Source organism: Pollutimonas bauzanensis (assembly GCF_900129885.1).
In the GTDB taxonomy this organism is placed as follows: domain Bacteria; phylum Pseudomonadota; class Gammaproteobacteria; order Burkholderiales; family Burkholderiaceae_B; genus Pollutimonas; species Pollutimonas bauzanensis.
On sequence record NZ_FQXE01000003.1, the window covers coordinates 206,971 to 233,710 of the forward strand.

The 26,740-nt window shown below is 65.4% G+C and carries 14 protein-coding genes; 13 read left to right on the forward strand and 1 reads right to left on the reverse strand.

The window, feature by feature from the left end; translation table 11 throughout:
* Positions 1 to 215: 215 nt before the first annotated feature.
* From BUB23_RS06920 to treY, 10 genes are all read left to right on the forward strand, one after another.
* Positions 216 to 1,562: a sigma-54-dependent transcriptional regulator gene (locus BUB23_RS06920; RefSeq protein ID WP_073102374.1), complete on the forward strand. Its 1,347-nt coding sequence runs from the start codon at positions 216 to 218 to the stop codon at positions 1,560 to 1,562.
* Between the two features lie 86 nt (positions 1,563 to 1,648).
* Entirely contained in the window at positions 1,649 to 2,560 is a 912-nt protein-coding gene (locus tag BUB23_RS06925) for a glycosyltransferase family 2 protein (RefSeq protein ID WP_073102669.1), read from the forward strand.
* 192 nt (positions 2,561 to 2,752) lie between these two features.
* Positions 2,753 to 4,405, forward strand: coding sequence for a glycogen synthase GlgA (gene glgA, locus BUB23_RS06930; RefSeq protein ID WP_084135846.1), 1,653 nt, complete (start codon positions 2,753 to 2,755; stop codon positions 4,403 to 4,405).
* 5 nt (positions 4,406 to 4,410) lie between these two features.
* Positions 4,411 to 7,695 (forward strand): alpha-1,4-glucan--maltose-1-phosphate maltosyltransferase, encoded by a 3,285-nt coding sequence (locus BUB23_RS06935; RefSeq protein WP_073102671.1) that lies wholly within the window; start codon positions 4,411 to 4,413, stop codon positions 7,693 to 7,695.
* Positions 7,696 to 7,766: 71 nt separating this feature from the next.
* Complete coding sequence (gene treS / locus BUB23_RS06940; RefSeq protein WP_073102375.1) at positions 7,767 to 11,195, forward strand: maltose alpha-D-glucosyltransferase; 3,429 nt, start codon at positions 7,767 to 7,769, stop codon at positions 11,193 to 11,195.
* Positions 11,114 to 13,138 carry a 1,4-alpha-glucan branching protein GlgB gene (glgB, locus tag BUB23_RS06945; RefSeq protein ID WP_084135848.1) on the forward strand — a complete coding sequence of 675 codons (2,025 nt, stop codon included), beginning with the start codon at positions 11,114 to 11,116 and terminating at the stop codon, positions 13,136 to 13,138. The genes treS and glgB overlap by 82 nt, the downstream gene beginning before the upstream one ends.
* Positions 13,135 to 15,237: a glycogen debranching protein GlgX gene (glgX, locus tag BUB23_RS06950; RefSeq protein WP_073102377.1), complete on the forward strand. Its 2,103-nt coding sequence runs from the start codon at positions 13,135 to 13,137 to the stop codon at positions 15,235 to 15,237. The genes glgB and glgX overlap by 4 nt, the downstream gene beginning before the upstream one ends.
* On the forward strand, positions 15,237 to 17,117 hold the full coding sequence (gene treZ / locus BUB23_RS06955) for a malto-oligosyltrehalose trehalohydrolase (RefSeq protein WP_073102378.1): 1,881 nt from the start codon (positions 15,237 to 15,239) through the stop codon (positions 17,115 to 17,117). The genes glgX and treZ overlap by 1 nt, the downstream gene beginning before the upstream one ends.
* Positions 17,114 to 19,348, forward strand: a complete 2,235-nt coding sequence (malQ, locus tag BUB23_RS06960; protein ID WP_073102379.1) for a 4-alpha-glucanotransferase — start codon at positions 17,114 to 17,116, stop codon at positions 19,346 to 19,348. Before treZ ends, malQ begins: the two co-directional genes overlap by 4 nt.
* On the forward strand, positions 19,345 to 22,020 hold the full coding sequence (gene treY / locus BUB23_RS06965) for a malto-oligosyltrehalose synthase (protein ID WP_073102380.1): 2,676 nt from the start codon (positions 19,345 to 19,347) through the stop codon (positions 22,018 to 22,020). Before malQ ends, treY begins: the two co-directional genes overlap by 4 nt.
* On the opposite strand, the gene BUB23_RS06970 is transcribed toward treY, so the two are convergent.
* Positions 22,017 to 23,306, reverse strand: a complete 1,290-nt coding sequence (locus tag BUB23_RS06970) for a Glu/Leu/Phe/Val family dehydrogenase (RefSeq protein ID WP_073102381.1) — start codon at positions 23,304 to 23,306, stop codon at positions 22,017 to 22,019. The two genes, treY and BUB23_RS06970, sit on opposite strands and share 4 nt — an antisense overlap.
* A 273-nt stretch (positions 23,307 to 23,579) precedes the next feature.
* On the opposite strand from BUB23_RS06970, the gene BUB23_RS06975 reads away from it, so the two are divergent.
* From BUB23_RS06975 to BUB23_RS06985, 3 genes are read left to right on the forward strand one after another with little or no spacing between them, the layout of a single operon-like run.
* A complete protein-coding gene (locus BUB23_RS06975) occupies positions 23,580 to 24,305 on the forward strand; it encodes a phosphoadenylyl-sulfate reductase (protein ID WP_143160906.1) in 726 nt (241 codons plus the stop codon).
* A gap of 4 nt (positions 24,306 to 24,309) precedes the next feature.
* Positions 24,310 to 25,218 (forward strand): sulfate adenylyltransferase subunit CysD, encoded by a 909-nt coding sequence (gene cysD / locus BUB23_RS06980; protein ID WP_073102382.1) that lies wholly within the window; start codon positions 24,310 to 24,312, stop codon positions 25,216 to 25,218.
* Positions 25,218 to 26,516, forward strand: a complete 1,299-nt coding sequence (locus BUB23_RS06985; RefSeq protein WP_073102383.1) for a sulfate adenylyltransferase subunit 1 — start codon at positions 25,218 to 25,220, stop codon at positions 26,514 to 26,516. The genes cysD and BUB23_RS06985 overlap by 1 nt, the downstream gene beginning before the upstream one ends.
* Positions 26,517 to 26,740 lie beyond the last annotated feature (224 nt).

A 26,740-nucleotide genomic window follows, 5' to 3' on the forward strand; every position in this document is an offset into this window, starting at 1 on the left:
AAAGTCTAATCGTAAAAATTCCCGATCGGGAATTATTCTCATACTGTTACAACTGAGATGCAAATTTACGCTTCGTTTCACCGAAACCGCGTACGATGTTTTCAATAAAATCCATAAAAAAGGCACCCATTCCAAGACGCGGGTTCGTACTTGCAGTGCCTGATTCGGTACATGCGAATGCGAGCGCCCCAGTAAATTTAACTTAAGAAGCTACTATGCCGCATCTCCTGATCACCGATGACGACACGGCCATCCGAGACCTGATTGCAGAAATTGCCGGCGAAGAGGGTTATACCGTAGCGCAGGCCGGCGATATACGCCAGGCGCGCATCCAGATTGAAAGGCAAAAGCCGGATGTCATCCTGCTTGACATGCAACTGCCCGACGGCGACGGCATGGAGTTCTGGACGGACCTGGGCTTGACCGGCACCCAGGTGGTTTTCATTACCGGCTACTCCAGCGTGGACAGCGCCATCCAGGCTTTGCGCTGCGGGGCGGTCGATTATCTGCTCAAGCCGGTCAGCCTGCGGCGTTTGCGCGGCGTTCTGAGCGAATTGAAGTCCCTGCTGCAGAAGCACCCCTTGCCCGGGGCCAGCGATTGCTTTGCCAAGATGATAGGCCACTCGCGGGCCATGCAATTGCTGTGCGCGCACATAGAAAAAGTGGCGCCCACCCAGGCCACGGTATTGCTGGTCGGCGAAAGCGGCACCGGCAAGGAACTTGCGGCCGAAGCCATACATCTGGCCAGCCCGCGCCACGAAAAGCCTTTCATGCCGGTCAATTGCGGCGCCATTTCGCCCAATCTCATTGAAAGCGAACTGTTCGGCCACGAAAAGGGCAGCTTTACCGGCGCCGACCGCCAGCACAAAGGCTACTTCGAGCGCGCCAGCGGCGGCACCCTGTTCCTGGATGAAATCACCGAGATGTCGATGGAGCTGCAGGTCCGCCTGCTGCGCGTCCTGGAAACCGGCCGTTTCATGCGGGTGGGCACCCATGAGGAAATCGCCGCGGATGTGCGGGTCATTGCGGCAACGAATCGTAACCCCGAGCAAGCGGTCGCCAACGGAACGCTGCGCGAGGATTTATACCACCGCTTGAGCGTGTTCCCCCTGGAACTGCCGCCCCTGCGCGACCGCGAGGACGATATTCTCCTGCTGGCCGATTATTTCCTGCAGAAGCTCAACGAGGAGGCGCACACGCAAAAAACCTTCGCGCCGGAGGCGCTCAAGGCCATGAGCGAATACGCCTGGCCGGGCAATATCCGCGAACTGCGCAACTACGTATACCGCAGCTATATCCTGGCCGACACCGTCATCAAGGGTGATTTCAATTCTTTCGAACTCGAATCGCATTCCGCCGGCTGGGGCTCCGAAATACTGGTGCCCGTAGGCGTGCCGCTGGCCGACGCCAATAAGCAACTGATCCTGGCCACCCTCAAGCAGTGCGGCGGGGTCAAGAAGGCCGCCGCCGAAATGCTCGGCATCAGCCTCAAGACGCTGTACAACCGGCTCGAAGAGTACGGCGCCGCGGGCGAAGTCGACGAGTCCTCGTCTTTCCGGTAGAAGCACGCCCGCGCCCCGCGCGGCCGGCGCCCGAGCTGGCACGCCATATGCTGGATGTAACCGTGTCAACCGGGGCTACGGACGAAATGGAAACTACAGCGGCAGGGCGCGCGACCATCGTCGTGCTTACACATAACAGGCGTGTGCAGGTGCTGAGCACGCTGGAGTATCTCGTTCGCCTGCCCGGGCGATGGCCTGTCGTGGTGGTGGACAACGGCTCGAGCGACGGCAGCGCGGCCGCGATAGCGTCGCGTTTTCCCTTCGTGATGCTGATCCGCGCCAAGCGCAATCTGGGGGCGGCGGCGCGCAATATCGGGGTCGCCTACGCGCGCACTCCTTATGTGGCTTTTTGCGACGACGATACCCAATGGGAGCCCGGCGCGCTGGAGCGCGCGGTGGACCTGTTGGACGACACGCCGACCGTCGCGGTCGTGAGCGCCTGCGTCCAGGTCGGCGCCATGCGCCGGCCCGACCCCGCATGCCTGTCGATGGCGCGCAGCCCCTTGGCGCGCGAGCATCTGCCCGGTCCCCAGCTATTGGGCTTCATGGCGGGCGCCTGCGTCATGCGCACCCGCGCATTCTACGAAGTGGGAGGCTACTGGCCGCCGTTTTTCATAGGCGGAGAAGAAGCGCTCATGGCGCTGGATCTGGTCGAAAAAGGCTGGCGCATCGTCTATGCGAATGATGTGATAACCCGTCATTTCCCTTCCGTGTTGCGGGATTCGCGGCTGCGCGAGCGCCTGCTGATACGCAACGCCATCTGGGTGGCATGGATGCGCCGGCCCTTGCGCGCCGCCTGGCATGAAACCAGCGTGCAGTGGCGCGCGGCGCGGGCGCGGGGCATTGCGTGGCCGACGATGTTGCAAATGATATTGGGTCTGCCGCGCGCCTTGCGGTATCGCAGGGTCATCTCGCCGGCGGTCGAAAGCATGCGCGCCATGCTCGACCTGGCGGCGGTCAGCCCCGCGCCGCCAGGCCCGGACCGCCACGCGGCGTGAAAATAAAAGGCGCTGCATTGGCAAGATAGGCACGGGGTTTGCTTGATCCACGATACGAGCAATCGTGTCCGGGGCGACTATGCCGAGGCTTTACCAGGTTTTACGTTTTTGGGTATTTTTTACCGCTGCTGCAGAAACGTCCTACCCCCGGTGCAACATAAGGGCCCTGCGGGCCGACTATTGGAGATCACTGTGGCGCTACGAATCCTAGCAGTTACTTCTGAAGCTTTCCCTCTTGCGAAAACGGGCGGACTGGGCGATGCGGTCAGCGGGCTTGCCTTGTCCGTCAACGAAAGCGGAGCGCAGGTCACCTTGCTGCTGCCCGCTTATCCGTCGGCGATGGCCCACGTCAGCCATGTAACGGAAGTGGCGGCCTTGTCCGGCCTGCCTGGCGGGGATGCCGTCCTGCTGGGGGCCTACTGCCCTGAACTGGGCGTGCAGGCACTGCTATTGAAGAACGATGCCTTGTATGACCGGGAAGGCTATTATGTGGCGCCCGACGGGGCGGAATATCCGGACAACGGGATACGCTTTGCCGCCCTGGCCCACGCGGCGGCGCGCATCGCGCAAGGCATCGAAGGACAGCCGCGCCCGCACATCGTGCATGCCCACGACTGGCACGCCGCATTGACGCCTTTGCTGATGCACCAGATGCAGATCAAGGACGTCAAGTCGGTGCTCACCTTGCACAATATCGCCTTCCAGGGTGTCTTTCCCATGGGCCTGGCCGATGCGCTGGGCATAGCCCCGCGCTATTGCACGGGCGAAGGGCTGGAGTTCTGGGGGCAGCTCAATTTCCTGAAGGCGGGCATCCGCTACGCCGACCTGATTACCGTCGTCAGCCACAATTATGCGCGCGAGATACTCACGCCCAAATTCGGCTGCGGGCTGGAAGGAGTGCTTGCCGCGCGCGGCGGCGACTTGATATCCATACCGAACGGCATAGATACCACGCTGTGGAATCCTCAAGCCGACGCGTATTTGCGCGGGCGCGGTTTCACTGCCGAGCACCTTGGCAACAAGGCCTTGTGCAAAGGTGAACTGCAGCGGGCTTTTGGCTTGCAGGAGGACCCCCATGCCACATTGATGGCGATGGGCAGCCGGCTTACGACGCAAAAAATGGCCGACCTGGCCGCCGTGGCGATTCCAGCCGCGCTGGATGCGCATTCCGGCCTTCAGGCCTGCATAATCGGCCAGGGAGACCATGGCCTGGAGGCGGCCCTGCGCGACGTGGCACAGCGCTATCCCGGCCGTTGCGGGGTGCACATCGGTTTCGACGAAGGGCAGGCCCATTTGCTGCATGCCGGCGCCGATATTCTTTTGCACGGCAGCCGGTTCGAGCCCTTTGGCCTGACGCCGCTGTATTCGATGCGCTACGGCACTATTCCCGTCGCATCCAAAGTGGGCGGCATGGCCGACACCATCATCGATCCCGGGCTCGACCGGCCGATAGGCGCGATGCAGGCGGCCACCGGCATTCTGTTCGAAGGCGAGCAGCCCCGGGATATGGCCCTCGCGCTGGACCGGGCCATGGGCTTGCGCGCCCATCCCGAGATCTGGCATGCGATGCAGGTCAATGGCATGAGGTCGGACTTCAGCTGGGCCAAAGCCGCGCCGGCATATCTGAGCGCCTATCAGGCATTGTGCCCGAATATCGCGCTCGATCGGATCCCCGAACGGCGCCGCAGTCTGGCCCCGGTGCGTATCGGCCAGATGCCGCGCGCGAATCCCGCTTTGGCGGCGGCGCGGTCCGGCCTGGCTGCCGGCGGCGCGGGCAAGCTGCAGCGCCTGCGTGAAGGCGTGGCCCTGGATCCCGTGGCGCCGCGCCGCGCTACCGCCGCGTGAATACCATGTCCCGCATTTACTATGCGTATCCGCAGCCGCCGCAGCCGGGCGCCGCCGGCGGGGCGGGCGCGCAGGAATGGTGGGAGGGCCTGTGCGAGCGCGCCGCCGCGCTGGGCTTCCAAAGCATCCTGGTCCCGCCCTTGTGGTCGTCCGGCGCGGCGGAGAGCGCCGGCGCGCCGGACGACCCCGATCGGCCCGCGGCCGCATGGTTCGGCGCGGACTCGATGAGCGCGGTCTTGGCGGCCGCGGCGGCGATATGCAAGCGCCACAAACTGTTTTTCATGATGGACCTGGTGCTCGACAGGGTCGTCTCGGCCGGCGCTTTGGCCACGGCCAACAAGGATTGGTACGAAGAGGCGGGCGGCCCTGTGCTCGACCCGCGCCGCGACTTGCAGACCGGCTTGCTGCGCGCCCGCTTGCGCGACGGCCAGGCCGATGCCGGCCTGCTGGAGTGGTGGGGCGAGCGGCTGCGGCAGTGGTCCAATGCCGGCGTTGCGGGCTTTCGCTGCCTTGCTCCCGCCGGCTTGCCGCCGGACAACTGGAAAGCCCTGGTGGCCCTGGTTCATGCGCAGCAGCCGGAATGCTGCTTCATGGCCTGGACGCCGGGCCTGACTCCGGAACAGGCGGGCCCCCTGGAGGCCGCGGGCTTCGAGGCCGCCTTCCTGTCCCTGCCCTGGTGGGATTACCGGTCGGCCTGGCTGGTCGAGGAACATAACCGCCTGCGGCGGCTGGCGCCGCTGATCGCGCCGCTCGAGGATCCGGGCGCCGGCCTGGCGCAGCGCGCCGCATGGCAGGAGCAGGATCGCGAGCAGGCCAGGCGCAAGCTGTGGACGGCGGCTTTCGTGGGCGATGGCCTGCTGATGCCCATGGGTTTCGAAGACATTGTGGGCGAGCAGGCCGTGGCGGAAACCAATCGCTGGATAGCCCAGAGACAGGGCCGCGCGCAGAGGCTGCAATTGCTGTCGGGCCCGCTGGCCGATGTCACGGCGCTTTTCCGGGGCGGCTCCGCGCCCAGGCTTTTTCTTGTCAACCCGGACAGCGGCGCAGCCGCCACCGTGGACTGGCAGGCCCTGCGCTCGCGCCTGCCCCACAGCTATACGGTAAGCGATGCGGCCGGAGCGGCGCTGCCCGGCGTCCTGCCGCCAGCCGACTGCAGCCTGGTGCCCGCCGTGCCGGCGGCCACGGTGAAAGGGGCGGCCAATTCCGCGGGCGATCAGCGCAAGACCATCACCGCTGCCTTGCGGGCGCCGCGCATTGCGATAGAAAACATCACGCCATCGGTGGATCACGGCCGTTTTCCGATAAAGCGCGCGCTGGGCGACGCCATCGTAGTCCAGGCCGACGTGCTGATGGACGGCCATGACCATGTGGCGGCAAACCTGCTGTGGCGCGCCGTCGACGAGGCGAAATGGCGCGCGGTGCCCATGCGGCATCTGGGAAACGACCGCTGGCAGGCGCAATTTTCGCCGGACCGCATGGGCCGCCATAGCTATGGCGTGCAGGCCTGGCTGGATGTCTGGCGCTCGTACCGCGAGCAGTTGCGGAAAAAAGTCGCGGCTGGCCTGGATGTGTCGCTGGAAGTGGAAGAGGGGCGCCTTTTGGTCAGCGCGGCGCTGGAGCGGGCGCGGGACGACATGCCTTTCACGGCGAATGCGCTGGTTTCGGCGCTGGATGCCATAGGCAGGCCGCAGAGCCCGGCATCGCGGCCCCGGCCGCGGCGCGGCCGCTCCCCGGCGCCGCCCGGCGGCGAGCCGGCCGCCAGCGCGGCGCTGCCGCGCAGCGAACCGGCGCAAGTCGAGGCCTTGCTGTCGGACGCCCTGGCGCAGGCCATGCAGGCCGCCGACAGCCATCCCTTCGAGGCCACCAGCGACGCCGTCTACCCGCTGGTCGTCGAGCGGCGCGAGGCGCGCTTTGCCAGCTGGTACGAGCTATTTCCCCGTTCGCAAAGTCCCATGCCCGGAGCGCATGGGACTTTCCTGGACGTGATTGAACGGCTGCCGGCCATACGGGACATGGGCTTCGATGTCCTGTATTTTCCGCCCATCCACCCCATAGGCCTGCGCAATCGCAAAGGCAGGAACAATGCCCTTCAAGCCGGGCCGGACGACCCCGGCAGCCCTTATGCGATCGGCTCCGCGCAAGGGGGCCACGACGCCGTGCACCCGGAACTGGGGTCCCTGGACGATTTCCGCGAATTGATGCGCGCCGCCCGCGAGCATGATATGGAAATCGCGCTGGATTTCGCGATTCAATGCTCGCCGGACCACCCCTGGCTGGCCGAACGCCCCGAGTGGTTCGACTGGCGCGCGGACGGTTCTTTGCGCTATGCCGAAAACCCGCCCAAGCGCTACGAAGATATCGTGAACCCGGATTTCTACAGCCCCCTGGCCAGCGCTCCGCAGCAGGCGGCGCTGTGGCGGGCCTTGCGCGACGTGGTGTTGTTCTGGGTGGACCAGGGCGTGCAGACCTTCCGTGTGGACAATCCGCACACCAAACCCTTGCCGTTCTGGCAGTGGCTGATCGCCGAGGTGCAGGGCATGCACCCGCACACCCTGTTCCTGTCGGAAGCCTTTACCCGGCCCAAGATGATGTACCGCCTGGCCAAAGTCGGTTTTTCCCAGTCGTACACCTACTTTACCTGGCGCCATGGCAAGCAGGAACTCATCGATTACCTGACGGAGCTGAATACGGCGCCGGTGGCGGACTTTTTCCGCCCGCATTTTTTCGTCAATACGCCCGACATCAACCCATATTTCCTGCAAAGCTCCGGGCGGCCCGGTTTCCTGATCCGCGCCGCGCTGGCCGCCACGACTTCCGGCTTATGGGGCATGTACAACGGCTTCGAGCTCTGCGAGGCCAGGGCCATTCCAGGCAAAGAGGAATATCAGGATTCCGAGAAATACGAGATCCGCTCCTGGGACTGGGACCGTCCCGGCAATATCGTGGCCGAGATAAGGCGCCTGAACCAGATCCGGCGCATGAACCCGGCGCTGCAATCGCACCTGGGCATACGTTTCCATGGGGTGGACAACGACCAGATACTGTTCTTTTCCAAGACGACGCCCGAGCGCGACAACGTGGTGCTGGTGGCCATAAGCCTGGATCCGCATGGCCGGCAGGCGGGCACGCTGGAGCTGCCCCTGTGGCAATGGGACCTGCCCGACCAGGCAAGCGTGCCCATCCAGGACCTTTTCGATGACAGCCATTTCAACCTGCAGGGGAAATATCACCGTGTCGAACTGACGCAGGAACGCCCTTTCCTATTGTGGCGCCTGGTCCGCCATGCTTGACCAAAGGCGCAGCGTGGGGGCTTTTTTTGGCGCCTGAAGGCATTCGATGGACAGATCAGAAAGAGAAATTTATGGGCCAACCAAGAAAAACACGGACTGCGCAGCAAAACGAACCGCTCTGGTACAAAGACGCGGTCATCTATCAATTGCATGTGAAGTCTTTTTTTGATGCGAACGATGATGGCAAGGGCGATTTTCCAGGCCTGATTTCCAAGCTGGACTACATTGCCGAGCTTGGCGTCAACACGGTTTGGCTCTTGCCTTTCTACCCATCCCCGCGCCTGGACGACGGCTACGATATCGCCGAATACCGCGGCGTCCACGACGACTACGGGACGCTGGCCGACGTCAGGAAATTCATCCGGGCGGCGCATGCGCGCGGTCTGCGCGTCATCACCGAACTGGTGGTCAACCATACCTCGGACCAGCATGCTTGGTTCCAGCGGGCGCGCCGCGCCAGGCCCGGCTCGGCGGCCCGCGATTTCTATGTCTGGTCCGACAACGACCAGGCCTATGCCGGCACGCGCATCATCTTTTGCGATACCGAAAAATCCAACTGGACCTGGGACCCGCTGGCCGGGGCCTATTTCTGGCATCGCTTCTACTCGCACCAGCCCGACCTGAACTACGACAACCCGCGGGTGCTCAAGGAGGTCATCAATGTGATGCGCTTCTGGCTGGACATGGGGGTGGACGGCCTGCGCCTGGACGCCGTGCCCTACCTGGTGGAAAGGGAAGGAACCAACAACGAGAACCTTCCGGAAACCCATGCCGTATTGCGCCAGATACGCGCCGTCATGGATAGCGACTATCCGGACCGCCTGCTGCTCGCCGAGGCCAATCAATGGCCCGAGGACGCCCAGGAATATTTCGGAAAAGGCGACGAATGCCACATGTCCTTCCATTTTCCGCTGATGCCGCGGATGTATATGGCCATTGCGCGGGCCGACCGCTTTCCCATCACCGACATCATGCAGCAGACGCCGGAGATCCCGGAAAACTGCCAATGGGCCATTTTCCTGCGCAACCACGACGAGCTGACGCTGGAAATGGTGACCAGCAGCGAGCGCGATTACCTGTGGGAAGTCTATGCCGCCGACCGCCTGGCCCGCATCAACCTGGGCATACGGCGGCGCCTCGCGCCTTTGCTGGAGCGGGACCGGCGCCGCATCGAATTGATGAACAGCCTGCTGCTGTCTATGCCGGGCACGCCCGTGCTGTATTACGGCGATGAGCTGGGCATGGGCGACAATATTCATCTGGGCGATCGCGACGGGGTGCGCACCCCCATGCAGTGGACGCCCGACCGCAATGGCGGTTTTTCGCGCGCCGATCCGGAACGCCTGACGCTGCCTGTGCTGATGGGGCCGCTGTACGGCTACGAGGCGGTCAATGTCGAGGCGCAGCAGCGCGACCCGCATTCCCTGTTGAACTGGACCCGGCGCATGCTGGCCAAGCGCCAGCAAACCCACGCCTTCGGCCGCGGCAGCCTGCGCTTCCTCTTTCCTGGCAATCGCAAGATACTGGCCTACCTGCGCGAATACGAGGGCGTGGTGCTGCTGTGCGTGGCCAACCTGTCCAACGCTTCGCAGCCGGTGGAACTGGACCTGTCCTTCATGGCCGGGCGGGTGCCTATCGAATTGCTCGGCGGCACGCCATTTCCGACCATAGGCGAGCTGCCTTATCTGTTGACGCTGCCTCCTTATGGCTTTTACTGGTTCGAGCTGAGCGCCAGCGCCGCGCCGCCGGCCTGGCATGTCTCGATGCCCGAGCAAATGCCCGAATATGCCACGCTGGTGGTGCGCCGGCGCGCCGGATATCAATTGATGGAAGGTTCCCGCCGCGTGCTGTGCAATGAGGTCCTGCCGCTGTATCTCGCCAGGCAGCGCTGGTTTGCCAGCGACCAGCGCATCAAGTCGACCGGCATCGCCTATATCCTGCCGCTGCCGGGCCAGACCGACTTGTTCCTGGCGGAATTCGAAGTGGAGCTGGCCTCCGGGCCCGCCGATTATTTCCTGCCCCTGGCCTTGCTGTGGACCGAGCCTGTCGCGACCATGCCGCAGCAGTACGCGCTGGCGCGGGTGCGCCGCGGCTCGGAGCTGGGCCTGGTGACCGATGCTTTTTCCGTGGCGGGATTCGCGCTGGCGCTGCTGGAAAACATGCAGGGCCACCGCGAGATTCCCTTTGAAACGTCCAAGGGACGCTTCATGCTGCATTTCCAGGGCGAGCCCGGCCTCAAGGACATCGACTGGCCCGCCGACATGGGCATAGAGTGGTTTCATGGCGAGCAATCCAACAGTTCCCTGACGCTGGGCGAACAAGCCATCCTGAAACTGGTTCGGCATGTGGTGCCGGGCGTGCATCCCGAAGCAGAAATGACGCGCTACCTTACGCTGGCGGGCTACGCCAATTCCGCCGCGCTATTGGGCGAGCTGGTCCGCGTGGATGCCGACGGCACGCCTCATACCCTGGCCCTGCTGCATGCGCGCGTCGCCAACCAGGGCGACGCCTGGGCCTGGACGCAGGACTATTTGAAGCGCACGCTCGAAAACGCCGCGCTGACCGGCGAGAGCCAGGCCGATTACGAGGAGGAACTGCGCGGCTATGCCACCGTCGCCGCCGCCATAGGCCGCCGCCTGGCCCAGCTGCACGGCGTATTGGCGCGGCCCAGCGACGATCCGGCCTTCGCGCCCGAAGTCGCCGGCGCGGCCGACGCCAAAGCATGGGCCAAGGATGTGCGCAATATGTTCGACAAGGCCCTGAAAGCCAGCGTGGCGGCCAAGGCCGCCCTGCCGGAGCAGGCCGGGGCCAATCTCGAAGAGCTGCAGGCCAGCCGCGATGCCTTGCTGGCTGAAATAGACCGGCGCGCCCAGCTGTCGGTCAAGACCTTGCGCACCCGCATACATGGCGATTTTCACCTGGGCCAGGTGCTCATCGCGCAGAGTGATGTGTATCTGATCGACTTCGAAGGCGAGCCGGTGCGTTCCCTGAACGAGCGCCGCGCCAAGACCAGTCCCTGGCGCGACGTGGCCGGCTTGGTGCGCTCTTTCGACTATGCGACGGCGGCTTTCCGGGCAGCCGAGCATACGGTCTCGGACGCGCCGGCGCGCCCGGACGCGCCAGCCCCCGAAGACGCCGCGGACCCCGAGGCGCTGGCCATACCTGCCGCCGCCACTTTGCAGCAGCACAGGCAGGCGCTGCTGGAACAATTTTGCGTGACGGCCACCGCGGCCTTCCTGGAAGCCTACCGCGCGGCTCTGGACGAGGCCGCAAGGGCCGCGGCCGATGATGCCGGTCAGGAGGCGGCGGCCGCGGCCGAGCCCGCCGGCGCCGAGGCAAGGCAGCATCAATTGCTCGACCTGGCCTTGTTCGAGAAAGCCGCCTATGAAATCTGCTACGAAGCGGCGCATCGTCCGGAATGGCTGCCCATTCCGCTGGCGGGCCTGCTTCGTGTCGCCCGGCGCCTGCTCGCCGCAGCCGACGATGGGAGTGCCACATGACTGAGAAAGCTGGCGTCGATCCGCGGGCCGGCGAGGCGGCCGCATCCGGCCTCTTGCTGGGCGAACTGGACCTGCATTTGATCGCCGAGGGGCGGCATTGGCGCCTGGCCGATTGCCTGGGCGCGCATGTGATGACCGTCGATGGCGTGCCGGGCGCGCGTTTCGCGGTCTGGGCGCCCAATGCGCGCCGCGTCGCGGTAGTGGGCGACTTCAATTCATGGGATGGGCGGCGCGACCCCATGCGCCTGAGGCGGGAATGCGGCGTATGGGAGCTGTTCATACCGGGCGTCGCGCCGGGGGCCCGCTACAAATTCGAACTGATCGCGCGCGACGGCAGCCTGCTGCCCTTGAAGGCCGACCCGCTGGCCCGGCAGACCGAGATGCCGCCGGCCACCGCGTCGGTCGTGGCGGAACCGGCCGGGTTCGAATGGACCGACGCGGAGTGGATGGCGACGCGCGGCAGCCGCCAGCAGCCGGATGCGCCTATTTCCATCTACGAGGCGCACTTCGGGTCCTGGATGTCCGGCCAGAGCGAAGGCGAAGGCAGCACCTGGGCCGCGGCCGGCCGGCGCCTGATTGAATACGTTGTCGCCATGGGTTTCACCCACCTGGAACTGCTGCCCATTACCGAGCATCCGTTTGGCGGCTCATGGGGATATCAGCCGCTGGGCATGTTCGCGCCTTCGGCCCGTTACGGGTCTCCCGCCGAATTCGCGAAATTTGTCGATGAGTGCCACCGGGCCGGCCTGGCCCTGATCCTGGATTGGGTGCCCGCCCATTTTCCTTCGGACCTGCACGGGCTGGCGAATTTCGACGGCACATCGCTCTACGAGCATGCCGATCCCAGGCAGGGCCTGCATCCGGACTGGAATACGCTGATCTACAACATGGGGCGCAACGAGGTAAGGAATTTCCTGCTGTGCAGCGCGCTGGAGTGGGTCGAGCGCTACCATGTGGACGGCTTGCGCGTCGACGCCGTGGCTTCCATGCTGTATCTGGACTACAGCCGCGAGGCGGGGCAATGGACGCCCAATCGCCACGGCGGCCGCGAGAACCTGGAAGCGGTCGATTTCCTGCAGCAGCTGAATTCAGTGGTGCCGCAGCATAGTCCGGGGGCTATCATGATCGCCGAGGAATCCACGGCCTGGCCCGGCGTCACCGCGCCGCAGGCGACCGGCGGGCTGGGCTTCCAGTACAAATGGAACATGGGCTGGATGCACGACACGCTGCACTACATGGAGTACGAGCCGGTGCATCGGCGTTTCCATCATCACGATATGACCTTCGGCATGGTGTACGCCTACTCGGAACGCTTCATCCTGCCTCTTTCGCACGACGAGGTGGTGCACGGCAAGCACTCCCTGCTGGGCAAGATGCCTGGCGATAGCTGGCAGCGCTTTGCGAACCTGCGCGCCTACTACGGATTCATGTGGGGGCATCCGGGCAAGAAGCTGCTTTTCATGGGCGGCGAACTGGCGCAGGAGCGCGAATGGAACCACGATGCCCAGCTGGACTGGCCGGCGCTGGGCGACACGCGCCACGCCGGCGTGCAAAAGCTGCTGCGCGACCTGAATGCGGTGTACCGGGCCACGCCGGCCTTGCATGGCAGCGATGCCGATCCGCAAGGATTCTCGTGGGTCATAGGCGACGACCAGAACAATAGCGTATTCGCCTTCCTGCGCCGGCATGGCGGCCAGTGCGCGCTGGTGGTCAGCAATATGACGCCGGTGCCGCGCGCCGATTACCGCATAGGCGTGCCCGTCGCGGGCCGCTGGGTGGAGCTGCTCAATACCGATGCGCAGGTCTATGGCGGCGCCAATATGGGCAATGGCGGAGGCGCGGCCACCACCGCCCAGGCCGCCCACGGCCAGGAGCAATCGCTCAGGCTGATGCTGCCGCCATTGTCTACCCTGATACTTGCTCCCGAAGGATATCCATCATGAGTCTATCGCTGCCCGACCGGCTGGACGCCGGTTTGCCTTACCCGCTGGGGGCCCATAGTGACGGCCTGGGCGTCAACTTCGCGGTGTTCTCGGCCAATGCCAGCAAGATCGAGCTATGTATTTTCGACCAGGGCGGGCGCCGGGAACTGAAGCGCTTCGCCTTGCCCGAATGCACCGACGAAGTCTGGCATGGCTACCTGCCCAATGTCGGGCCCGGGCTGCTGTACGGCTACCGCGCCTATGGACCCTATGATCCCAGGAACGGCCACCGCTTCAACCCGCAAAAGCTGCTCATAGACCCCTACGCCCGCAAATTGTTCGGCCCGGTGCGCTGGTCGGATGCCTTGTTTGGCTATCGCGTGCAGCATCCCAAGGCCGATCTGAGCCTGGACCGCCGCGATTCGGCCGCGCTGGTGTCCAAGTGCATCGTGACCGGCGACGGCTTCCAATGGGGCTCAAAAGAGCGGCCCTGCACGCCCTGGGCCGAAACCATGATCTACGAGGCGCACCTGCGCGGCGTCTCCATGAAAAGGGAAGACTTGCGCACGGAGGTGCGCGGCACCAGCGAGGCGCTCGGCAGCCCGCGCTTCATCGACCATTTGCATAAATTGGGCGTCACCGCCATAGAGCTGCTGCCGGTGCATGCCTTTTTGCAGGACCATTTCCTGGTGGAGCGCGGCCTGCGCAATTACTGGGGCTACAACACGCTGGCGTTCTTCGCGCCCGAACCTTCCTACCTGGCAAACGGCAAGACCGACGATTTGCGCATGGCCATCCGGCGCCTGCACGCCGCCGGCATAGAAGTGATACTGGACGTGGTCTACAACCACACCGGCGAAGGCAATGAACTGGGCCCCACGCTGTCGTGGCGCGGGCTGGACAACGCCAGCTACTATCGCCTGATTCCCGGCGACGAACGCTATTACATCAACGACACGGGCTGCGGGAACACAGTCAACCTTTCCCACCCGCGCGTATTGCAGATGGTGATGGATTCCTTGCGCTATTGGGCCGAGAGCTACCATATCGATGGTTTCCGCTTCGACCTGGGCGTGACGCTGGGCCGCGAGGGCACGGGCTTCGACCCAGGCTCGGGATTCTTCGACGCGATCCTGCAGGACCCGGTGCTGTCGCGCCTGAAGCTGATTTCGGAACCCTGGGATACCGGCCCCGACGGCTATCAGCTGGGCAACCACCCGCCCAGCTTCGGCGAATGGAACGACAAATTCCGCGACGGAATCCGGCGCTTCTGGGCCGGGGAGGCCGGTTTGCGCGGCGACCTGGCCGGCTGGCTGATGGGATCGCCCGCCATCTTCGACAGGCGCCATCGGCGGCCGTGGGCATCCGTCAATTTCCTGGCTTCGCACGATGGCTTCACCGCGCAGGATGTCGTCAGCTACAACGACAAGCACAATGAAGCCAATGGCGACGACAATGCCGACGGGCACAGCGAGAACTTCAGCAACAACTGGGGCGTGGAAGGGCCGGCCACCGACCGCGCCGTGATTGCATTGCGGGAACGCGTCCTGCGCTCCATGCTGGCCACTGTGTTCCTTTCGGACGGCACGCCCATGCTGCTGGCGGGCGATGAATTCGGCAATAGCCAGCAGGGCAACAATAATGCCTATTGCCAGGACAATGATGTCTCATGGCTGGACTGGGCCCAGGCCGGCAGCCATGCGGGGCGCGACCTCACGGCCTTCGTGGGGCGCCTGGCGCGGCTGCGGCGCGCGCATCCCTCCTTGCGCATGCCGCGCTTCGAGGACGGCAATTACCAGGTATTGCCGCAAGTCACGCGGGTGGCGTGGTACGACATGGATGGCGCGCTCATGAGCGAGCAGGCCTGGGACTTTGCCGAAGGGCGGGTCCTGGGCTTCAGGCGCGCCTGCCGCCTGCCGGACGGCGCGACCGAGCTTTCCTGCCTGCTGGTCAACGGCGGCCCGGACGATGTCCACTTCCAGATACCCGAGTCGCCATGCCCGTGGACAAGAGTGCTGGATTCGGCCGACCTGCATGTCGTGTCCAGTCCCTTGCGGGATACAAGCGTAAAAGTGTCGGCTCACGGCGTGGTCTTGCTGATGGGCAGCGTGGCGGCGTGATGGAAAAGGGAGGCGAGGTGCAGAACCACCAGAGCAGTCTTGCGGGCGCTGGCGCCGGCATTGCGCGGCAGGACGGGCCGGGCTATACGTTCGGGGCCACGCCCTGCGGCGATGGCTCGGTCAATTTCCGCCTGTGGGCGCCCGCGGCGGCGCAGGTGCATCTGGAACTGGAAGGCGGGCCGCCTCTGGCCATGGCGGCGGTCGGCGACGGCTTCCACGAACTGCGCCGGCCCTGCGCGCCGGGATCGCGCTACCGCTACCGGGTCGGGCCCGGGCTTTCGGTTCCCGACCCGGCCTCGCGCCTGCAGGATGGCGATGTCCACGACGCCAGCATAGTGGTCGACACGCAGGCCTATGGCTGGCTCAATGAGGACTGGCGCGGCCGCCCCTGGACCGATGCGGTGCTCTACGAAGTGCATGCGGGCCTGGCCGGCGGCTTCCGCGGGGTGCAGGCGATGCTGGCGGACCTGGCCGCGCTCGGCATTACGGCCATCGAACTGATGCCCGTCGCCGATTTTCCCGGGCCGCGCAACTGGGGCTACGATGGCGTTCTGCCTTACGCCCCGGACTGCGCCTATGGCTCTCCGGATGAACTCAGGGCCTTGGTGGACGCCGCCCACGGCATGGGCATGATGGTATTCCTGGATGTGGTCTATAACCATTTCGGGCCCGACGGGAATTATCTGTCGTCCTACGCGCCCGATTTCTTCCGCGACGATATCAGCACCCCGTGGGGGCCCGCGATCGATTTCAGGAAACCGCAAGTGCGGGCCTTTTTCGCCGAGAATGCCTTGTACTGGCTGCGCGAATATCGTTTCGACGGCCTGCGCCTGGATGCGGTCCACGCCATTTCAGGGCCGGACTGGCTGCCCGAAATGGCGCGCTTTGTACGCCAGCGCCTGGAACCCGGCAGGCAGGTGCATCTGGTGCTGGAAAACGACGACAACCTGGCCGGGCTGATGGCGCAGGGCTTCGATGCGCAATGGAACGACGACGCTCATCATGTGCTGCACCGGATACTGACAGGCGAGACCCAGGGCTATTACATAGCTTATCGGGACGACCCCACCGGCCAGCTGGCGCGTTGCCTGGCCGAGGGCTTTGTTTACCAGGGCCAGCCCAGCCCCTGGCGCAATGGCCAGCCGCGCGGCGAGCCCAGCGCCGGCCTTGCGCCTTCCTCCTTTGTCTTTTTCCTGCAGAATCACGATCAAACCGGCAATCGGGCCATGGGCGAGCGCCTGATTTCGCTTTGCCGCCCCGACGCCCTGCGCGCCGCGGCCGCCGTGCAGATGCTGGCGCCGCATATACCCATGCTGTTCATGGGCGAAGAGCATGGCGCCAGGGAGCCCTTTCAGTATTTCACCAGCTTCGCGGACCCGCAGCTGGCGCAGGCCGTGCGCGATGGCAGGCGCCGCGAGTTCGCCGGTTTTCGCGAATTTTCCGACCCGCGGGCCCGGCAGCGCATTCCCGATCCGAATGACGAGCGAACCTGGGAGCGCTGCAAAATACGCCGCGACCCGCAAGACCGGCGGGCCATGCTGTGGCGCAAATTCTACGGCCGCCTGCTGGCCCTGCGGCGCGAGTTGATCGCCCCCCATCTGGAGGGAGCGCGCAGCGATTCGGTGCGCATCCTGGCGCCGCTATGCCTGGTGGCCCGCTGGCGCCTGGGCAATGGCCGCCTGTTGAGCCTCTACTGCAATTTTTCATCGCGGGACGTCGAACTGCCTGAAGACGCCTCGGCCATGCAGGCCGCCATTATCTTCGAGAGCAGGCCGCGCCCGGGCCGCGGCCTGGACGCCGGCCGGGTGCTTGCCGCCAGCGCGTCCGCAACGCTTGCGCCATGCCAGCCCGGCGCCGCGGACACAAAGGAACAGGCGTGAGCAGCGGCGCGGGCCAGGCCGATCCCGCCTTGCTGCGCCTGGCCGAGGCGGCGGGGCTGGCGCCGCTATGGCAGGATGTGTACGGCCGGAGGCACGAGGTAAAAGAGCCGGTATTGCGCAGCATGCTCGCCACCCTGGGCCTGCCTTGCGCCAGTCCGGGCCAGATTGCCGCAAGCATGGGCCAGCTTGGCAGCGAGGCGCAGGCCGGCGCGGGGGCCATGCTGATCGCCACGGTCAATGAGGCGCCGGCTTTCCGGTACGCGGGCTCGCCCCTTTATACCTTGACGCTGGAAGACGGCAAACAATATATAGGCAGGGCCAGTCCCGCAGGGCCGGGCAGGGTCAGCATTCCGGCCATCGGACAGGCGGGATACCACAGCCTGGCCATAGGGGAGCTGCAGATCACCCTCGCGGTGGCGCCTGCGCGCTGCCCCTCCGTGGGCGACTTGACCGGGCGCCGTCCCGTGCGCCCCTGGGGGGTGGCCGCGCAGGTCTACAGCCTGCGCCGCGCGCCGGCCGGCACGGGCTCTTCCGCGCCCGTTTGGCCGGGCTGGGAGAGCGGCGGCGATTTTGCGGCCCTGGCGGTCCTGGCCCGGCATGCCGGGCAATCCGGGGCCAGCGCGCTGGCGATCAGCCCCGTGCATGCCATGTTCAGCGCCGATCCGCAACGTTACAGCCCTTACGCGCCGTCCAGCCGCCTGTTCCTGAATGCGGCGTATATCGAGCCGTCCATCGTCATGGGCGCGCAGGCGGTGAGCCAGGCCGTGGGCCAGATGGACCCGGCCTGGTCCTGCGCCGCGGCGCAGGATACCGGGCGGGTCGACTGGCACCATGTTTTGCCGCGACGCTTGAAGCTGCTGCGGCGGCTGTTCGACAATTTCCTCCAGCACGGCCCAGCCGACCTCAGGCAAAAATTCGCGGCGTTCCGGCAGAGGGGCGGCGAGGCCCTGGAAAGCCATGCCTGCTATGAAGCCCTGCACGCCCATCACCTGGCGGCCTTGGGGCCGGCAAGCGGATGGCAGGACTGGCCGTCCGAACTGCATGATCCGCGCGGCCCGAGTGTCGGGGCCTACGCCGCGGCGCATGCGGCGGAAATCGGCTTTCACGTCTTTTTGCAATGGCTGGCCGACAGCGGGATGCAGCTGGCGCAGCGGCACGCGCGCGACGCGGGCATGCCCATAGGGCTGATCGCCGACCTGGCCATAGGCACCGATCCGCGCGGCAGCCATGCCTGGAGCAAGCAGGGCGAGATGCTGGCGGGAGTGTCGGTCGGCGCGCCGCCCGACCTGTTCCAGCCGCGCGGGCAAAGCTGGGGGCTTACCGCATTTTCGCCGCGCGCCTTGCGCCAGACCGCGTATGCCGCTTTTATTGAAACCTTGCGCGCGGCGCTGGCGCATGCGGGCGGCGTGCGTATCGATCATATCCTGGGCCTGGCGCGCATGTGGCTGATTCCGCAAGCCGCCAGTCCCGCCGATGGAGTCTACCTGCGCTACCCCATGGATGACATGCTGCGCCTGCTCGCCCTGGAAGCATGGCGCCACAGGGCCGTGGTGGTCGGGGAAAATCTGGGAACGGTGCCTGACGGCTTCAACGAGGCGCTGCGGCGCAAAGGCATATTGGGCACCAGTGTGCTGTGGTTCGAACGCAGTCCTGAAACCATACGCGAACCCGACAGCGAATCCGGCCGCGCGCGCGAGCCGGAACCGAAAGAGGCCGAATCCGTGGAGGCTGAATCCGTGGAGGCCGGGGCCTTCGTGCCGCCATCGCGCTGGTCGCCATACGCCATGGCAACGCCGACCACCCATGACCTGCCCACGATTACCGGGTGGTGGGCGGGGCGCGACCTGGAGTGGCGCGGACGGCTGGAGCAATGGCCCGGCGAGCAGCGCGCGCGGCAAGCCGATGCGCGGCAGCATGACAAGACCGCGCTGTGGCGGGCATTGCTGGATGCGGGCTGCGCGGGCGGGCCGGGCGCGCAGCCGCCCTGTGCCGCGCCGCGCGACGCCGTGCTGGCCTTCGTGGCGAGGACGCCGTCCCCGCTGGCGGTCTTCCCGCTGGAGGACCTGCTCGGGCTTGCCGAACAGCCCAATCTGCCCGGCAGCGGCGGCGAGGGCGAGCCGGCCCATCCCAACTGGATCCAGCGCCTGCCTGTGGCGGTGGACGAAATTTTCGCCGACGCCGATGTGGTTCGCGGCATCGCCGCCATCAAGCAGGCCAGGAGAAGGGCATGATGCTGCGCGCGACCGCCCGCCTGCAGTTGCACGCGGGCTTTACCCTGCGGGACGCCTGCGAGCAGGTGCCGTACTACGCCAGGCTGGGCGTCAGCCATTTCTACGCCTCGCCGATTTCGCGCGCCCGGCCGGGATCGACGCATGGCTACGACGTCATCGATCATTCCGTGGTGAGCCCGGAGCTCGGCGGAATGGCGGCCCTGACGGCGCTGGTCGAGCGCCTGCGGGCGCACGGCATGGGGCTGGTCCTGGACATCGTGCCCAATCATATGGCCACCCACGCCGGCAACGCCTGGTGGTGGGATGTGCTGCAGCATGGGGCGGCAAGCGCCTATGCGGCGTGGCTGGATATCGACTGGCGCCCGCCCGACCCCGACCTGGCGGGCAAGGTGATGGCGCCCTTCCTGGCCGATCCCTATGGCCAGACCTTGGCGGGCGGGGCCATCCAGCTGGTCTTCGACGATGCCGCCGGATCGTTCCAGATCGAGGCCTGCGGCGCGCGCTATCCTTTGGCGCCGGGGTCCCTGCCGGCGGACGGCCGGGAGGCCCGCGAGGTGCTGGCGCTGTACGACAGCAGCCAGTCCGAAGGGCGGCGGCGCCTGCATGAATTGCTGGAGCGCCAGCACTACCGCCTGGCCTGGTGGCGCTGCGCCGCCGACGCCATCAATTGGCGCCGCTTCTTCGAGGTCAGCGAGCTGATCGGCGTGAGGGTAGAGCAGCAGGCGGTATTCGACGCGGTGCATGAGCTGCCGCTGCGCCTGTTCGCCGAAGGCCTGGTGGACGGCTTGCGCGTCGATCATGTGGATGGGCTGGCCGAGCCCCTCGCCTATTGCCGGCAGTTGTACCGGGAACTCAGGCAGCGCGTTGCGCAGCGCCCGGGGGCGCTCAGCGGCGATGCGCCCTGGCTGGTGGTCGAGAAAATCCTGGCCAATGGCGAAACGCTGGGCGAGCGCTGGGAAGTAGACGGCACCAGCGGCTACGATTTCATGGACCAGGCGGCGGCGGTGCTGCACGACCCGGCGGGGGAGGCTGCACTGAGCGCCCATTGGGAGGCCCTGGCGCAGGATGCGCGCCCCGTCCGGGAACTGGTGCATGAGGCCCGCGCCCTGATGCTGCGGCGCCATTTCGGCGCGGAGCGCAAAGGCTTGCTGCGCGCCTTGTCGCGCCTGGCCAGGGCCAGCGCGTATACGCGCGACTGGACGCCGGAGGCGATCGCCCGGGTGCTGGACGAATTGCTGATCGTGTTTCCCGTATACCGGAGCTATGCGCAGCCGTTCGGCCGCGATGAGGTGGACGCCGCCTGTTTTGCCAAAGTCATGGACCAGGTGCGCAGTCGGCTGGGCCGCGACAGCCGCCGCGAACAGGCGCTGCTCGACCTGCTGGATCTCTGGCTGGGCGGCGGCCCCGCGGCATCCGCGGAGGACGGCGACGCGGTCGTCCCTGGCTTGCAGGCCGAGGCGATACGCCGCTTCCAGCAGCTGACTCCGCCGCTGGCGGCCAAGTCCCTGGAGGATACGGTTTTCTATCGCTACGGACGCCTGCTTTCACGCAACGAGGTCGGCTCCGATCCGGCGGTGCTGGCGATTTCGTCCGAGGCCTTCCACCAGCGCAATCTGTGGCGCGCGTCCTGCGCGCCCCGCTCCCTGCTGGCTACCGCCACCCATGACCACAAGCGCGGCGAAGACCTGCGGGCGCGGCTGGCGGTGCTGAGCGAAATGCCGCAGGCATGGGCGCAGGCCAGCCAGCGCTGGCTGCAGTGGCCCGACAGCGGCGCGCCGCCCGCCGGCGCCGCGCAGGCCGGCGAGCGCTATATGCTGTTCCAGACGCTGGTGGGAGCGTGGCCGCTCGAACTGGCCGTGGATGACGGCGCGGGCTTGCAGCGCTATGCCGAACGCGTGGTGCAGTGGCAAACGAAGGCGCTGCGCGAAGCCAAGATCAGTTCCGGCTGGTTCGAGCCGGATCTGGAATATGAGCAGGACAGCGCGCAGTTCGTATACGACTTGATGCCGGGCGGACGCGGCCACGGCCTGCTGCGCGATATCGAGCAGTTCGCGCGCGGGATAGCGCCGGCCGGCGCCGTCAACAGCCTGGCGCAGACGCTGCTGCGGGTCTGCAGCCCCGGTGTGCCGGACCTGTATCAGGGCACCGAATTCTGGGACTTCAGCCTGGTCGATCCCGACAATCGGCGCGCGGTGGATTACGCAACGCGCCAGGCGGCGCTCGACGCGCTGGATGCGCTGGATGCGCAGGCGGGCATGCCGGCCCTGGTGGGCAGCTGGAAGGACGGGCGCCTCAAGCAGGCGGTGCTGGCCAGGTCGCTGGCGCTGCGCCGCGATCTTCCGAATGTCTTCGCTTTCGGGGACTATTTCTGCCTGCCCGTCCTGGGCGCGCATAGCGGCCATGTCCTGGCATTCTTGCGCACCTGGCAGGACCGCCATGTGTTCGTCCTGGTGCCGCGCTTGTGTTCGAAAGCGGTGGGCGATGGCAATGGCTTGCCCATGATAGATCCGGGATTCTGGGGCGACACGGGGGTGGTGCTGCCGCGCCGGTATATCGGCGCGAGCCTGTACGACGTATTGGGAGGCAGCCGCCGCCAGTGCGCAGCGGACGGCGTCTTGCGGCTGGCCGACGTGTTCGCCGACCTGCCGCTGGCCTTGCTGCTGGCGGATTAAGGGTAGAGGCCGCGCACTTCGCGCGACTCGAGTATGCGCGTGCACGCGGTGATGAATGCCGCCGTGCGCTGCGTGACCTGATGTTTGTCGGCCACCGCCGCCACCGATGTGTAGGCGGCGCGCATCATGGCTTCCAGGCGATGGTTGATTTCGGGCTCGGTCCAATAGAAGCTGGAGAAATCCTGCACCCATTCGAAATAGCTGACCGTCACCCCGCCGGCATTGGCCAGCACGTCGGGAACGATGAGCGTGCCCTTGGATGTGAGGATATCGTCCGCTTCGGGCGTGGTGGGCCCGTTGGCGCCTTCGATGACGATCCTGGCGCGCACCGAGTTGGCATTGTCCTCATTGATCTGGCTTTCCAGGGCCGCCGGGATCAGCAGCTCGGTTTCCAGCGCCCAGAAATCCGCGGCGCCGAGGCTTTCGGCGTCAGGGCAGCCCGCCACGCCGCCGTGCTCTTCGACATGCTTGAGCAGCGCCAGGACTTCGAGGCCGTTGGCATTGTGCACGCATCCGGTGTGGTCCTGCACGGCGATGACTTTGGCGCCGGCTTCGTAGAACAGCCGCGCCGCCGTGCCGCCCACATTGCCGAAGCCCTGGATGACCACTCTGGCGCCTTCTATCGGTATGCCTTTATCGCGGGCCGCCTCGCAGCCGACCACGTATACGCCCCGGCCGGTGGCCTCGACGCGGCCCAGGCTGCCGCCCAGCGAGACCGGCTTGCCGGTGACCACGCCGGTGGTGGTGGCGCCTTCATTCATGGAATAGGTGTCCATCATCCACGCCATGGTTTGCGCGTTGGTGTTGACATCGGGCGCGGGAATGTCTTTGTTGGGCCCGATGATGACCCCTATCTCGCTGGTATAGCGGCGCGTGATGCGTTCCAGTTCGCCCCTGGAGTAGTTGCGCGGATCGATTCTGATGCCGCCTTTGGCGCCGCCGAAGGGCAGGTTGACCGCGGCCGTCTTGACCGACATCCAGGCGGCCAGCGCCATGACTTCGGACAGGGTGACGTCCTGGTGGAAGCGCACGCCGCCCTTGCCCGGCCCGCGCGTGGTGTTGTGCTGCACCCGGTAGCCCTCGAAATGGGCGATAGTGCCGTTGTCCAGCTCGATAGGCACGTCGACGATCAGGGACCGCTTCGGGCGCTTGAGGGTTTCCACCCATTTGCTCAGCTTGCCCAGGTAGGGCGTCACGCGCTCGACCTGTTCCAGGTACACGCCCCACGGTCCCAGTTCATGCGAATTCAGGTACGAGGGGAGTTGATGAGTAGGGTGTTCGGACATAATTACGACCTCAAGCGTTAATTGAATGAAGCAATGTGCGGGCCTGCGGCGCGGGCAGGGATGGATGTTTTGCTGCGGCAAGCTTACTACGTCCCCAATTGTTATCCCACAAAATTAAATGGGGACGTATCGATGGAGCATGCGCTGTGCGCTTTTACCTTGCCATGAACGATTTGCAAATAGCTAATTAACATAAACACTCTACTATTTATTCGTTCCCTCGTCGCCCTTTCGCCGTCAGACTACGTCTTTAGCCTCTGTCGCCAACGCCTCGTGACCGCAATTCTTTCTTCCCTCGATTCCTCCACCGAGCAGCTATGGGCCTCGCTGCGGCAAGCGCTGGCGCGTATCGGCGCGCAGCATCCCGATGCCGTCTTCGCCTCGTCGTTCGGCGCCGAAGACATGCTGCTGTCGCACGCCATCTTCAGCGGCGGCCTGCCCATCCAGGTGTTCACGCTGGATACCGGACGCCTGCCCGCCGAGACCTTGGGCATGATAACCGTGGTCGAGCAGCGCTATGGCGTCGCGGTCCGGGTGGTCAGTCCGGACGCCGCCGCGGTGCGCGCCCATGTCGCCGAACATGGCGAATTCGGCTTTTACGAAAGCGTGGATCTGCGCAAGGCCTGCTGCGCGCTGCGCAAGGTGGAACCCCTGCGCGCCGCATTGCGGGGGCATTCGGCCTGGCTGACCGGCCAGCGGCGCGAGCAATCGCTTACCCGCACAGAATTGCCCGAGGCCGAATACGACCCGGTGTTCGGCCTGCAGAAATACAACCCCCTGGCGGCCTGGTCCGACAAGCAGGTGTGGGAGGTCATCCGGGCGCTGGACATTCCCTACAACCCTTTGCACGACCAGGGTTATCCCTCCATCGGTTGCGATCCCTGTACCCGGGCGATCCGGCCTGGCGAGGATTTGCGCGCCGGCCGCTGGTGGTGGGAACAGAAATTATCGAAAGAATGCGGCCTGCACGCCGGCAATCTACAGGATTCAAAAGGATAGGACTATGGGTCAAATTTCCGCACGCACGCACCTGGACTGGCTGGAGTCCGAGGCCATCTACATCATGCGCGAGGTGGCGGCGGAATGCGAGCGGCCCGTGCTGCTGTTTTCGGGCGGCAAGGATTCCGTCGTGCTGCTGCGCCTCGCCGAAAAGGCGTTTCGTCCGGCCGGCTTTCCTTTTCCCCTGATGCACATCGACACCGGCCACAATTTCAACGAAGTCATCGAGTTTCGCGACCGCCATGTCGCCAAGCTGGGCGAAGAACTGATCGTGCGCCGCGTCGAGGACTCCATCGCGCGGGGCACCGTGGTGCTGCGACGCGAAACCGACTCGCGCAACGCGGCGCAAGCCACGACGCTGCTCGAGGCCATAGAAGAGTTCGGCTTCGATGCCTGCATAGGCGGGGCCCGGCGCGACGAAGAAAAGGCCAGGGCCAAGGAGCGCGTGTTTTCCTTCCGCAACGAGTTCGGGCAATGGGATCCCAAGGCCCAGCGCCCCGAGCTCTGGAACCTGTTCAATACCAAAGTCCACCCCGGCGAGAACATGCGCGTCTTCCCCATCTCCAACTGGACGGAACTGGACGTCTGGCAATACATCGCCCGTGAAAAGCTGGACCTGCCGTCCATCTACTACGCGCATGAACGCCAGGTCATCAGGCGCAGCGGCCTGCTGGTGCCGGTGACGCCGCTCACCCCGCCCAAGGCGGGGGAGTCGCCGGAAACCGCGACCGTGCGCTTTCGCACCGTGGGCGATATTTCCTGCACTTGCCCGGTGGAGTCCGGCGCCGACAGTCCCGAGGCGATCATCGCCGAGACGGCCATCACCACGATTACCGAGCGCGGCGCCACCCGCATGGATGATCAAACTTCCGAAGCTTCCATGGAACGCCGGAAAAAACTGGGGTATTTCTGATGAACGCAGTCAATGAGTCCTGGATTTCGGCGGTCGACACCGGCGTGTTGCGCCTGATCACCGCCGGCTCCGTCGATGACGGCAAGTCCACCCTGATAGGCCGCTTGCTGTACGACAGCAAGGGCGTGTTCGCCGATCAGCTGGCGTCCATCACGCGCTCCAAGTACAAGCGCGTAGCCGCCAGCGAAATCGATCTGTCGCTATTGACCGACGGCCTGGAAGCCGAGCGCGAGCAAGGCATCACCATAGATGTGGCCTACCGCTATTTCGCCACGCCGCTGCGCAAGTTCATCGTGGCCGACGCCCCCGGGCACGAGCAGTACACACGCAATATGGTCACGGGCGCCTCGACCGCCGAGGTGGCCATCATCCTGATCGACGCCAGCCGGGTGCAGGATGGCCAGTTGCTGGCGCAAACCAAGCGCCATAGCGCGCTGGCGCAGCTGCTCGGCCTGAAGCACATCGTTGTAGCGGTCAATAAAATGGATCTGGTGGGCTGGGACCCGGCGCTTTTCGAAGGCATACGCGAGGCGTATGCGAAGCTGGCGCAACAGTTGGGGATAGCCGAATTCCATATCCTGCCCATTTCGGCCCTCAAGGGCGACAATGTGGTGGAGCGCTCGGAGCACACGCCCTGGTATAGCGGCCCGCCGCTGCTGGCGCTGCTGGAAGGCCTGCCTGTCGCGACGGCTGTCGATGAGGGCTCTTCTTCGCGTTTCTTTGTGCAGTGGGTGATACGCCATGGCGGCCACGATGTGAACGATTTCCGCGGCTATGCGGGCCAGCTGGCGGGCGGCAGGCTGAGCGTGGGCGACGAGATCAAGGTGCTGCCGGGCGGCCAGGTCGCCAAGGTGGCGCGCCTGGTGCAGTTCGACCGCGATGTGGAGTCGGTGCTTGCCGGCGACACGGCGACGCTGGTGCTGGACCGCGATATCGATGTGTCGCGCGGCGATCTGATCGTGCAGTCGGATGCCGAGGTCCGGGTGGCCAAGGAATTCGAGGCGGAACTGTGCTGGCTGGACCAGCAGCCGCTCAATCCGCTGCGCCAGTATTGGCTGAAGCAGGGTACGCGGCTGACGCAGGCGAAGGTCAAGGCGGTGCATACGCGCCGCGATATGCACGAGTTGCAGCATGTGGAGGCCGGCGGCGGGCTGGGCATGAATGATATCGGCCGGGTGACGCTGGTTTCCAGGGATTTTCTGGCGCTGGATCCTTATGCGGAGCAGGCCGCAACCGGGGCGTTCATTCTGATCGACGCCGCCACCCACCAGACCGCCGCCGCGGGTATGGTGCGGTAATTCTTTTCTTTAGAAGCCCTGGGGGGTTATAAACCTGGCGCCGTGGTTGTGTTTTAAGCCCGGCGCCGTGGTCGTGTTCTTAACCCGGCGCCGTGGTCATGTTCTTAACCCGGCGCAGTGGGATCGTGTTTTAAACCGTTGCCGTGGGCGGGGTGTGGATCATGTTGTTCTTAACCCGGCGCCATGGGGTGTGTGGATCATATTGTTCTTAACCCGTCGCCGTG